Origin of the sequence: Desulfuribacillus stibiiarsenatis (assembly GCF_001742305.1) — a bacterium.
Classification (GTDB): Bacteria; Bacillota; Bacilli; order Desulfuribacillales; family Desulfuribacillaceae; genus Desulfuribacillus_A; species Desulfuribacillus_A stibiiarsenatis.
The window spans coordinates 264,955-277,468 of the sequence record NZ_MJAT01000001.1 but is presented as its reverse complement, the minus strand read 5'-3'; the positions used below and the strand labels follow the sequence as shown (position 1 = coordinate 277,468).

Sequence of the window (12,514 nt, the reverse complement as noted above, 5' to 3'; positions counted from 1 at the left end):
CTATTCCTCTGTTGCAGTTGAATGTCTTAATTGTCATACAAAAAACGCCACCATTCAGGTGACGTTTTAGAATTAATTTTACAATTTGTGCAATGTGATTTCTGGACGGGAATTAAACCTTACGTTTAATGCGCTTTGCCCTAAGCCTTCGCTAATATACAGTCGCGTTCCTTTGTAATCCAATAGCCCTTTATACATCTTGTTCCTTGGCAATGCTCCCATGGGATATATCATGAATGCGTACGGTATGTTGAATTGTCCACCGTGTAAATGCCCTGCCATTAGATAATCGATTCTATACTCCTTATCCATATGCAATATAATATTGGGATCATGGGTAATTACAATCGTCGCGCCTTCTTTTACATTTTTAAACGATTGCTGAATATTGCTACGACGGGTATGGTAGTCATCAATTCCGATGATGTTAATCGTTTGTTGGTTGTGTTGGATTTGGACAGACTCATTGAAAAGCACTTTACAGTCGAACGACTCCATAATTTCAATAAGCTCTTGTACTTTATCTTGAATACGATAATCATGATTTCCTAATACTGCGAACATTCCATATCTAGGTTTCAGATTGGCTAATTGCTCCATATACAGTTTCCATTTCGGAAGGTTCTCAGCTTGATCAAGATAATCACCCGTTAAGACAATCATATCAGGTTTTGTGGTAGCGATATGTTCAAACATTTTCTCTGGGGTAACAGATATCCTTTCCATATGCATGTCAGAAAGATGTAGGACGCGTAATCCATCAATGTCGTATTTCCCTCTTGAAAGATCAACTTGAACTTCACGCAGAATCGGTCGGAACGTATTCCAGTACGTATAGCACATACCTAAAAAGCCCAAAATCAAGATTGATAATAGGATCATACTTGTCACTCCCTTTTCATGTTTTAGTTATTCTTCTTACGTGCTAATCACGTATCATAAGCCAAGTGAAGTTTATAATTTCTTGTAAAGGTATCCGGTAATCAGTGTAAAAATCACCCAACTAATAACACCATCAATTCGGATCAGTTTCATAGCGTTATGTTCTGGTAGTTGTAGGAACCCAATCTTCTGATACAGCTTAAAAACAATCTTAGGCGAAACGATTTCAATGATTGACCAGATAATCATTAGGACAGACATAAGAAATAAGAATTTCGTAAACATTCTACCGCCTACCTTCTATTTTACTACGATACCTTCTTTACCTCAGCGGCGTTTCTAATACTCCCACTTCTATAGTGGAAGATAAGTGCCGCCAAGCTTCGAACGCTACAAGCACAAGTGCGACTAACCCAATAAGTTGGGAAGTCTTCTTTGTAAGTGCAACTAGAGTTCAGATGGATTAAAATCTCCTTCTGAACTAAGTTTTCTTTATATTATGAATTTCACAAAATGTTAACATATTAAAATACTTGCATTCTTCAAAACAATAAGCTCAAATCATATAAAAAGGGCTCTTATTAAAATAAAAGCCCCGTTTACTTTATATTGCTCAATATCTCTATTTTATAATATTATTGTAGTTTTTCCAATACCTTAAATATTTCCTCATTATCCGGTTGCTGCTCTATCGGATGAACATCGATATATTGGACGATTCCATCCTTATCAATGATAAACAACGCTCGTTCAGAAATACCTTCTTCCCTTAACACACCATACTTTTGGGCAATCGCTCCATGTGGATAAAAATCAGATCCTAACGGGAAGGAAATGCCTCCAAGTGATTTCTGCCACGCTTCATGACTTGGTACACTATCTACACTAATACCCAATACTTGGGTATTTAAACCTTCAAAACGAGAAATCTCTTTCTCATACGAAGGAATTTGATTGGTTCAAACCGGGGTCCAATTCAGAGGGTAGAAGACTAAGAAAACGTTTTTGTTGCCTATGTAGTCACTAAGTTTAATCCGATCTTTTGGACCACATGCTTTCATTTCAAATTCTGGGGCTTTATCACCAACTTTTATGGTTGCTGTATGTGTAGCTCCTTTTGGCATGTTTCTTTCCTCCTTGTAAAATTTTTTATTTTATCACCATACTATTATTTGTTCGCAGGCAAATATAAGTCAACATAAATTGTGTAAATATTTTCTATAAACCACCTATTAACGGCTTGTTTTGATAAATATGGACTTAAAATTACCATTACTGTTAATAGCTTGGCATGGTTTTTATGCATGTTAACCACACGAAAGAGAAAATATAAGATTAGAACCCAAAGGAGGTGAATCTTTATGAACTTTATTTGGTTTCTAATTATAGGTTTAATTGCTGGTTGGGCCGGAGGTCAGATTATGCGCGGAAGAGGTTTCGGCATTGGCGGAAATATCATTGTAGGTATTATCGGTGCCTTTATCGGGGGCTTTGTTCTTGACTTAATCGGCTATACAACTTACGGTTTAATCGGTTCATTAATCATGGCAATTGTCGGTGCGGTAATTTTGTTATTTATCGTCAATATGTTCCGATTTGGGGAAGCCCGAGTTGAAGATAAGCATTAAACTGCAAAAGAACCCGCATCTCGCGGGTTCTTTTAATGTTCTAATCGTCTTTTTTTCTAATCGTCTTAGTTTTCTATTGACTTAGTTTTTTCTCTATTGTTCTTCGGCATCACTATCTGATTGAGCTTCAGGGGTATCCTGTTCCTCCGCAACTGTCATAGACTTTATTGGTTGTGTAGGAACTTCCTGACATGGGTTCATTTCCGTCCTTGGTTTCGTTGGATCACATGGCGGTGGCTGTAACGCTGTTACCTGTGCTAGCTTTACTAAGTAATAGCACTCTTCGCGGGCCATATGATCAAGCATTAAAGCAGTAACTGTGCCAAGTAATTGTTTACTTAGCTCTAACTTCTCTAATTCACGAAGGAACACTTTAAACATTGTGATTTCATCTGCTACCTGGACATTAAAACGATTTAAAGCTGGAAATTGTGTTAGCCCTGTACGCATATAATCTGCAATCTCAACAGCCTTAATATACATTTCTTCAAAACGTTCGGTAAACTCATCGCTTTTTTCGATTACTTTCTTTTCCACCATATCTACATCGCCACTGACTGCGGCCGCATGCCCTGCTGCATCCAGTAACCAAGCAAGATGAAGATCAATGGGGTGAAACACAGGAATCTTGTGATCAATTAAGAAACATAAAACACGCAGATACTCTTCAACCTCTGTTACCATGTGATTGATAAACGTCGGTGGTAATCCAATGACGATATTCCCTACTAATTGACGTTGAATTAAATGCAACTTAAATAAGCGAATTTCTTGTGCATATAACGTAGCTTCTTGATTCAACTCCATGATTGCTGCTTCTGATAAGTTCGTTCTAGCTTTGTTCAGTAATTGGTCAAAAACATAAATAAAGTAATGAGCTTTTTGGATTTCTTCCTTCTCATCTGGCGACAAATTGTCAAAAATAAAGCGGGCATGATCCCCTAGTACTTGCAACCAAAAACGGTGTTCAAATAGTGCGACTTGATTATAATTCGTAGGTTTCAAAAGAAAAATCCCCTCCCTTAACATGACCTCATACATATGTATGTCGAAGGAGATATTTTTAGAAGAGGAATGTTTTTAGAAGCTACAATGAATATTGTAACAAGAAATTTTTAACGCAAAGCCTCAGGATTTAACCCCTTGAGTTCATCAATGACGAATAATCCGTCCTTGCGAATTAGCACATCATCGAAATATATCTCTCCACCACCATATTCAGGGTTTTGGATACATACTAAATCCCAATGGATGGCTGATTGATTGCCATTACTTGCTTCATCGTAACACTTGCCAGGTGTGAAGTGGAAGCTACCGCGAATCTTCTCATCAAAGAGCGTATCCTTCATCGGAGTGTGAATATATGGATTTACACCAATCGCAAACTCTCCAACATATCGTGCCCCTTCATCCGTATCAAAAATCTCATTGATTTTCTCTGTATTGTTAGCAGTAGCCTTCACAATTTTGCCGTTCTCAAATTCTAAGCGAATGTTCTCGTAGGTATAACCCTGATACACAGCAGGTGCATTGTATGAAATATAACCATTGACGGAATCACGAACAGGAGCTGTGAATATTTCCCCGTCTGGAATGTTCATTTTCCCATCGCATTTAATCGCTGGAATGTCCTTGATTGAGAATGTAAGCTCTGTACCAACACCTGTTATCCTTAATTGATCCGTACGGTTCATTAACTCTACTAATGGATCCATAGCCTTTGACATCTTCGCATAATCAAGATTGCAAACGTCAAAGTAAAAATTGGCAAAGGCTTCCGTACTCATATTGGCCAACTGTGCCATCGATTCATTCGGATATCTCATCACACACCACTTCGTATTCGGAACTCGTTCTTGCCCATGCACCTTATGCATCAGATGCTCCATATACAGTTTCATTTTGTCTCCAGGGACATCTGCCATCTCGTTAGCATTATTCCCACCACGGATGCCAAGATAAGCATCCATCGCCTTCATCCTCGCTAATTCCCATTCCCCAATGGCATCTAATTGTTCGGCATTGGCACCGAATAACAATTGTCGGTTAATCTGCGGGTCTTTAATCGTGACAAATGGGTTTGCACCAGCACGATATGCTTCTTTAATCACTTCTTGCACTAAGGGTATGTTCTGCCCGACAACTTCGATTAATAAATTCTCGCCAGGTTTTAATTCTACTGAGTATGTAATTAACTTTTTCGCAAGTTCTTGTACCCTTACGTCCATTTTTTTGTCCTCCTATCTGAAATTAGTAATTCCATAGAATCATTCTTTACAAATATCACAAAGTACATTCACTCTGATAACCAACTATCAGTTCTTACCCTACGTTTTCGCCATCATCTTATCATTTCTTCGAATAGCATCATGTTAAGTGATAAGTGACACGTAATCATGATTTCGCATGTTCACGAATTCTTAATAGTATTTGCGATACGAGGACTAAAATAGGCAGTTCAATTAATGGCCCGATGACTAGCGCTAATGCGATGAGCGGTTCTTCAGGAAAGGCCGTTACAGCAATTGCAAGTGCAAATGGAGAATTTCTCGCTAGCGTCGTTAAATGCAGGCTCGTAGAATCCTCGTATGTGAATTTCATAGCTCTGCTAATCCATCGACCGAGAACAAAGCTGGAATCATTAGCAGCCACAAGATGTCGACGCGATCCACTAACAGTTTACCTTGCGACGCAAACATCGCAAGTATGGCGACACTCAGAAATAGTATTTGTCCCTTTGCAAAAAAAGGTACATAATTATCTTTGAAAAATTTCTGTTTATCTAATCTCTGCATAATGTAAAGTGTAAGCAGTGCTAGAAAAAATGGTACGACAATGACGATAATAATACTTTCCAATAGAAACGACATACTAACTGTTTTCATAACTCCAGTGAAAATCAATAAATAGAGTGGCAATAGAATAACTTGCAATATCAGATTGATTGGTAAGATCGCCGTTGATAGCGTGACATTTCCTTTGGCAATCTTCGTAAAAACGAGATACCAGTCTGTGCATGGCGTTACCATCAGCATGATAAATCCAATCCATAGGGCGGGGTAATCGTACAAGAAAATGGAACCAAGAATCCATGCCAACGCTGGTGTCCATAGAAAATTCATTACTAGGCTTGTCCCAGTAAAACGCACGTTGCGAAAAGCCGTCCCCATTTCATCCATCGGGATGTCCAGAAATAGTCCATATAGAATTAATAATAAAAACGGTACAATCAGATGCTCACTATACATTGCTATTTGCTCAAACTGCCCTAAAAATAACCCTATGGCAATAGCAGCAATCATGATCACTGTATGTAACTTTTCTAAAATCCCCATGGTTCTCTCCAATCTTTCATTACAACAATTGTTCCATCTTTAAGAAAGTCTTCAGCTCAGTTTTCCTACTTTTATTCACTAGAATGTACAATATATCTTCCTCTTGTATCCTTGTCTCTCCCGACGGCGTAATTAAGTCTCCTGCACGGATAACTGCGTTAATCAGAACATCTTTAGGAAAACAAATATCTCTTAATTGTTTATCCATGATCACAGAGTCCTCAGCCACAACATATTCAATGATTTCTGCATTAGCGTTTCCTAACGATACAAGTTCTAAGGAGTGCATGGATTCTACTCTTTTCTCACTTGTTAAACCTAGTCTCTCTGCAAAGAAAGCTATCGTTGATCCTTGTAAGAGAGTCGAAGTTAATACAACGAAGAATACAATATTGAAATATAATTGACTATTCTCTAAACCAACAGTCATTGGGAAAGTCGCAAGAACAATAGGAACAGCTCCCCGCAATCCCGCCCAGGATATAAACACCTTTTCTTTAAAGCAGAAGCCCATACGGATAGTTGACACAAATACAGCAAGTGGTCTTGCTACAAATATCAAAACAAAAGAAAGGATGAACCCGTTCAAGATGATTTCCCACGTGAATAATTGGCGCGGGAACACAAGTAGGCCGAGGATAATAAACATTAAAATTTGCGCAATCCAAGCAAACCCTTCATTAAATCTAAAGATGGAATTACGATAGGTTAAATCCTTATTCCCTATAATCAACGCCGTGACATACACCGCAAGGAGACCACTGGCTCCTACTAGCGCTGTTACACTGTATGCTAACAATGCAAATGCAAGGGCAAACACTGGATATAGTCCACTGGAATCTAAGTTAATACGGTTAATGGCATAGGAACTAAATTTTCCAAACAGAATACCTAACAACAATCCTATACCCATTTGCCAGAAGAAAGAGCTAATTAACATCCAGTAAGATGGTTGATAGATAAGAAGCACTTCAATCAGTGATATTGTTAGAAACATCGCCATCGGATCGTTTGATCCAGACTCCGCTTCAAGGGTAGCCTCTAACTTAGGCCGAATGTTCTGCCCTTTTAAGACCGAAAATACAGCAGCAGCATCAGTAGACCCAACGATTGCACCAAAGAGAAGACCTTCTACCCACGATACATCCAAGAGGACTTTTGCAGCAATCGCTACAGTTGCTGTAGTGAATAAAACACCCAGGGTAGCAAGCGATAATGCAGGTTTTACTATTGGCCTGATATTTGCCCAATTGGTCTGCAACCCACCTTCAAATAAAATGATGACGAGTGCCAATATCCCAACGAATTGTGCGAGTTCCGCATTATCAAAGTATATGTAGCCTAGTCCATCACTTCCTACCAGCATTCCTACGACTATAAATAAAACTAGGGCAGGAACTCCTAGCCTTGTGGAGAATTTGGTTGCTAATACCCCAATAATTAATAGAAGTGCACTTAGTAAAATCGAATAATCAATGGATGCTAATTGTTGTTGCATCAAACCACTCCAATCGGTAATAAAGAACGTTCTAGAATGAATACTAGAACGATCCCCTGCTATTCCTAGAATGAAAAAAGTTTATCTTAATAAAGTGCAGAATAAAACTTGCTTGGAGAATATACCCAAACATCGACTGAATCATAGCAATCATTTTGGTAAGACCAAAAGGTGTCACGTCCCCGTAACCAGTCGAGAATAACGTAATCGCACTAAAGTACATAGAACGAGTTACTATATCTAAGCTTTGTCTTTGATGTTCAATAGTAGAATAGTGATCATATATATAACCAAGATTGAAAAGGTCAAACAGCACATATAGTAAAGAGAAATAAATTATCACATTTATATAAAATATAGTTACAAACAATAGCAATTGAAGATTTTTCTTAGTAATCATCTTAATCTTCCTAGTCGGTTTTATTCTCACTATATGTATGTAACAATTATTTTAGGCTATAGGGCATCTAACATCTAATTATCTAAGGTAATACAATTTAATATTTCATATGAATTCAAGTCCCCGATTAGTCGATTTTCCCCATCGACTACAGCAATTTCTTCATATCCATGAAGCATCATTAAGCGAATCGCTTCTTGAAAACTATCTTCTACTTTCACAGCGATAGGCGGCCTCATTATGTCCTTTGCCTTTATGTCTTTTGATAGATATTGCAGCATATTTCTAAGCGATAAAGATTGGCTACCACGTGAGCTACTTCTGAATCCAATCGTTGTAATTATCTCTTTCACCGTAATGATCCCTATAAATCGTTGTTCATGATTTAAGACATAGACACAACGAGATACAGGGTTCTCCAATAATGTTTTGCGAATTGTTTCTAACGAATCATTCTCGTTGACAGTGGTAGGCTCTTTTGTGATTTCCATATATACGTCGGATACTTTTGGCATTCGGATTCCTCCTCTATTAGACTTATTTATGATAGCCTTACTTAGGTTTCATCAAGCAATAGTTCTATTACGCGATTCTCCGTTAGCGATTGTCGCATGTCAATCACCCGTTGATTCGTAGATCCGCGGAAATTTAGGCTTAAACTCTTCTTCTCTAAAATAAATGGACCATCCACAAGGACGTCCACATATTGCATCATCGGTAAGTCTTTAACGTTTTCAAAAGTATTCCCACTGAAGACCCATATGTCTAATTGTGGCTTTGCAGCTTTCACAATACGTAACACTTTCTCTAACGCTTCCGCTTGTAGTGTCGGTTCTCCACCAGATATGGTTATGCCGCGATGTAGCGGATTGACTTGCTTGAGAATTAACTGTGTGAATTCTTCATCTGTAACTTCGATTCCACCCGACAACTCCTGCAATTTAGGATTATGGCAACCTTCGCAGCCAAATAGACAGCCTTGCAAGAAAGCTACGAGTCGAATCCCTTTTCCATCAACGATGGACTCTTTTATAAAATTAGCGTAACGAATCATACTCAACACTCATTTCCTATTACTTTATCTATCGATTATTCTTACATTCCTAGCATTTACAACACTCTGCATCTATTATATCTTTATCTATCGTGAGATGCGATATTTTATAACGATATTTAGAATCGTAGGTTAAATAAAGAAAACTCCTCTAGGTGCTGCTTCCGTAAGAGGAGTCTCTATCATATTGAAGTAACTATGCCATTTAGAGTAATTATGCAAATTGGTTCCATCTATGCGTATTGCATTCCATCACGCTTGGTTTACGCACGCTGCATTGGTAAGACACAGCAACCTAAACTGCCATTACACTTTATGATTTCGCTAAAATCTATATATGTGACTTGATAGCCGTGAGATTGCAAAATTCTGCTAAAATTTTCACTGCTACACAGATGCGTATCCTTACTAATCTGTACGATGTTTGTGGCTAAATCTTTTGCATCTTCATCTGTTACTTTGATAACCTTTTTGAAATATTTCGTAACCTCTTCAGGGTTATACACGCCACTCGTTATGATACATGTGTCTTCATCGAGAACATTAAACACACAATCTAAGTGGATTTTCGAAACGTCATAGGATACTTTTACGAGTTTAGTGGACCTATTGTGCTTTCTAAGAACAGCGTCGATTTCCTCTACTGCCTTTTCATTTGTACGGTTTCCTTGTCCTATAAAAACACCATCATTATGTACAATAATATCTCCACCCTCTACATAATTCTCCATGATGTGAGGTTTCAAATCGTATGTTTCAGCAACTTCCTTCAAAGTATTGATTTCCGATTCTCTTATGGCACTCGTCATCTTTGATATAAATAAAATATCATCAATAATAAAGCCAATATCCCTTGTGAATACCTGCGATGGACCTCCATTCAAAGGTACAAAGTGTACCTTTACACCATGCTCCGCTATGTGATTGACTAGGTTGTTATATTGTACGCTTGCTAATTCCTTATTCACCTGCTGATTCGCTTTGTTTTTTCCCGTTTGTTCTAAATTGCATGGATAACATAAGATACAACTTTTTAACGTGTTAAAATCATTTCTGATAAGGACCTCCATGATGTACCTCCGAATTATATTTCACAAGTGATTTTTTTTGTTTATTATCTCCAGAGGGTCATTTCGCAATACTTCATACATTAACAAAACGACCTAGAAGTTACTCTAGGTCGCTAGTCTGTTAATTATTATATCTGATTCCGTGTTTGACACGTTCTCTCTCTTCTGCTATCTTACCGTCATTCCACTTATCCATTGTCCCTACAAGGTAGCCTGTGATGCGACGAATGCGTTCCACTTGTGGACCGTTCACTGTTTCACGACCACAGCCTGGACAAGTATCATCAATAATTCCTGTATATCCGCATAAAGGGTCACGATCGATTGGATGGTTAATTGAACCATAACCGATGTTATTCTCCTTCATCGCACGTACTAGCATCTCAAATGCTTCTAGGTTATTCTTCACAGCGCCATCCAATTCAATATAGCTGATGTGCCCTGCATTACATAAGCCGTGATACGGCGCTTCTATCACAATCTTATCGTAGGCAGCTATATCATGATACACAGGTACATGGTAGCTATTGGTGTAATACTCGCGATCAGTCACACCTTCAATTGCACCAAATTTCTTACGATCGATGCGTGTAAAACGCCCAGCCAACCCTTCTGCTGGTGTTGCAATCAATGTATAATTGAGGCGGTATTTCTCTGAAGCATCCTCCAATTGCTTGCGCATGCGATCAATAATCGTAATACCTAATTGCTGCGCTTGCTCAGACTCGCCATGGTGAACGCCAATTAATGCTTTCAAGCATTCAGCTAATCCGATAAATCCACAAGTAAGGGTTCCGTGTTTTAACACTTCGCGAATCTCGTCCTCTGGACCTAAGACATCGGCACCAAACCAAATGCCTTGCCCCATTAAGAACGGGAAGTTCTTCACCTTCTTGCGCGCTTGCAATAAATATCTTTCATGTAATTGTGCAATCACAAGCTCTACTTTTTCATCAAGGGCTTGGAAGAATCCTGCAATATCCCCTTGATGCTGGATTCCTAGACGCGGTAGGTTAATCGTCGAAAAGGAAATGTTCCCTCTTCCGTAAGATATGCCATCGCTTTCTGGATGAACTGAACCAATGACACGAGTTCGACAGCCCATCGTAACGACTTCCGTCTCTGGACGGCCTTCCTTGTAGTACTTTTTATTAAATGGCGCATCTAAGAACACATAATTCGGGAACAATCTTCTAGCTGATACACGGAACGATAGTTTCAATAAATCGTAGTTAGGATCTTCTGGGTTATAGTTAACCCCTTCCTTGACCTTAAAGACTTGAATTGGGAAAATAGGAGTTTCGCCGTTACCTAAGCCGGATTCTGTTGCTAATAATAGCTGATGAATCACCATACGTCCCTCTGGCGTCGTATCCGTTCCATAGTTAATACTAGAGAAAGGAACTTGAGCGCCTGCTCTAGAATGCATCGTATTTAAGTTGTGTAAGAACGCTTCCATCGCTTGATACGTCTTCTTTTCTGTTTTGCGATGAGCGGCTTTATATGCGAATTTCTGGATTTTCGCCACTGCTGCTTGCTCTAAGCTATAGCGTTCAGAAAGTCGCTTGTTCTCTTCCTTTTGGTAGCTAACTTCATATGCCATAGTAAGCTTGTCCAATTGATCTTGTAAAAGCTCCTTGATTTCCACTAAAATCTCTTGAAATTCATCGCGTTCTAGCTCCCAAGAAAGCTTTTCTACTAAAGCATCACGGTACTCTCTAACAAATGTCTTACGAACTCCCGGAGCTAGTCCATAGTCGAAATTTGGAATCGATTGCCCGCCGTGTTGATCATTCTGGTTCGACTGGATTGCAATCGCAGCCAATGCCCCGTAACTAGAGATATCTTGCGGCTCGCGCAAATGTCCATGGCCTGTACTAAATCCTTGCTTGAAAAGCTTCTCTATATCAATCTGGCAACAAGTAAGAGTGCCAGTAGGCAAAAAGTCTAAATCATGAATGTGGATATCCCCTTGAATATGAGCCTTGGAGTGCTCTGGTTTTAAAAGATACATTCTCGCAAATTCCTTCGATGATTCCGATCCAATCTTCAGCATGGTTCCCATCGCTGTATTGCCATCAACATTTGCATTTTCTCTTTTAATGTCACTATCCTTAGCATCGGTAAAGACAATATCATTAAAGACTTGCATTAGCATAGAAGCCTTGTCCCGCACTTCACTACGCTTTTGTCTATAAATTATGTATGTCTTCGCTATATCGTAATAGTTCTTCTCTACTAAAATCTTTTCTACTAAATCTTGTATACCTTCTACTTCAAATATTTGGGATCGCATAGAGGTTAAATGGTTTTCTACTTCTAGTGCTATTTCAGCTGCAATCTTCGATGCAATTTCCTGATTACCCTTCTCTACATGGAGAACCGCTTTCTTAATCGCGCTATAAATCTTCTCATAATTATAGCGATCCATTCTCCCATCACGCTTGACGATCTGCCACGTCAATTCGGCTAATTTCAAAGCCATATGTATCTCCCCCAACACTACAATTTGTGCTATTTCAAGATATCACACTCAATATATTGTGGCAAGGTGCGAAAGTCTTATATATCGGCATACAAAAAAGCAGGCTATATGGACCTGCTTTTTTCTCTTGATTTGCTACTTTTTTCATCCATTGCTTACACC

12 protein-coding genes and 1 pseudogene are annotated in these 12,514 nt (G+C 38.8%); 1 reads left to right on the top strand and 12 read right to left on the bottom strand.

The genetic code is table 11. From position 1 onward, the window contains the following. Positions 1-78: 78 nt before the first annotated feature. From BHU72_RS01205 to BHU72_RS01195, 3 genes are all read right to left on the bottom strand, one after another. Positions 79-882 carry a metallophosphoesterase gene (locus BHU72_RS01205; RefSeq protein WP_069700786.1) on the bottom strand — a complete coding sequence of 268 codons (804 nt, stop codon included), beginning with the start codon at positions 880-882 and terminating at the stop codon, positions 79-81. Positions 883-954: 72 nt separating this feature from the next. Next, on the bottom strand, positions 955-1,167 hold the full coding sequence (locus BHU72_RS01200) for a hypothetical protein (RefSeq protein ID WP_069700785.1): 213 nt from the start codon (positions 1,165-1,167) through the stop codon (positions 955-957). Positions 1,168-1,517: 350 nt separating this feature from the next. Continuing rightward, positions 1,518-2,006 (bottom strand): peroxiredoxin, encoded by a 489-nt coding sequence (locus BHU72_RS01195; RefSeq protein ID WP_301553461.1) that lies wholly within the window; start codon positions 2,004-2,006, stop codon positions 1,518-1,520. A 237-nt stretch (positions 2,007-2,243) separates the two neighbouring features. Here BHU72_RS01195 and BHU72_RS01190 point away from each other — a divergent pair, with 237 nt between their 5' ends. Further along, complete coding sequence (locus BHU72_RS01190) at positions 2,244-2,510, top strand: GlsB/YeaQ/YmgE family stress response membrane protein (RefSeq protein ID WP_069700783.1); 267 nt, start codon at positions 2,244-2,246, stop codon at positions 2,508-2,510. A gap of 93 nt (positions 2,511-2,603) precedes the next feature. On the opposite strand, the gene BHU72_RS01185 is transcribed toward BHU72_RS01190, so the two are convergent. The 9 genes and pseudogenes from BHU72_RS01185 to BHU72_RS01145 form a co-directional block, all read right to left on the bottom strand. Further along, complete coding sequence (locus tag BHU72_RS01185) at positions 2,604-3,515, bottom strand: DUF2935 domain-containing protein (RefSeq protein ID WP_069700782.1); 912 nt, start codon at positions 3,513-3,515, stop codon at positions 2,604-2,606. A 110-nt stretch (positions 3,516-3,625) separates the two neighbouring features. Further along, positions 3,626-4,738, bottom strand: a complete 1,113-nt coding sequence (locus BHU72_RS01180; RefSeq protein WP_069700781.1) for an aminopeptidase — start codon at positions 4,736-4,738, stop codon at positions 3,626-3,628. Between the two features lie 166 nt (positions 4,739-4,904). After that, positions 4,905-5,845: pseudogene (locus BHU72_RS01175) on the bottom strand (arsenic resistance protein). A gap of 19 nt (positions 5,846-5,864) precedes the next feature. Further along, a complete protein-coding gene (locus tag BHU72_RS01170) occupies positions 5,865-7,343 on the bottom strand; it encodes a potassium/proton antiporter (RefSeq protein ID WP_069700780.1) in 1,479 nt (492 codons plus the stop codon). A 43-nt stretch (positions 7,344-7,386) separates the two neighbouring features. Then, positions 7,387-7,743 carry an ion channel gene (locus BHU72_RS01165; protein WP_069700779.1) on the bottom strand — a complete coding sequence of 119 codons (357 nt, stop codon included), beginning with the start codon at positions 7,741-7,743 and terminating at the stop codon, positions 7,387-7,389. A 74-nt stretch (positions 7,744-7,817) separates the two neighbouring features. Then, on the bottom strand, positions 7,818-8,258 hold the full coding sequence (locus BHU72_RS01160; RefSeq protein ID WP_069700778.1) for a CBS domain-containing protein: 441 nt from the start codon (positions 8,256-8,258) through the stop codon (positions 7,818-7,820). 41 nt (positions 8,259-8,299) lie between these two features. Continuing rightward, positions 8,300-8,797, bottom strand: coding sequence for an anaerobic ribonucleoside-triphosphate reductase activating protein (nrdG, locus tag BHU72_RS01155; RefSeq protein ID WP_069700777.1), 498 nt, complete (start codon positions 8,795-8,797; stop codon positions 8,300-8,302). A gap of 263 nt (positions 8,798-9,060) precedes the next feature. Beyond that, the gene (locus tag BHU72_RS01150; RefSeq protein ID WP_069700776.1) at positions 9,061-9,867 is read right to left on the bottom strand and encodes a dimethylarginine dimethylaminohydrolase family protein; all 807 of its coding nucleotides are present in this window, start codon (positions 9,865-9,867) and stop codon (positions 9,061-9,063) included. Between the two features lie 121 nt (positions 9,868-9,988). Continuing rightward, the gene (locus BHU72_RS01145) at positions 9,989-12,352 is read right to left on the bottom strand and encodes an anaerobic ribonucleoside triphosphate reductase (protein WP_069700775.1); all 2,364 of its coding nucleotides are present in this window, start codon (positions 12,350-12,352) and stop codon (positions 9,989-9,991) included. Positions 12,353-12,514: the final 162 nt, after the last annotated feature.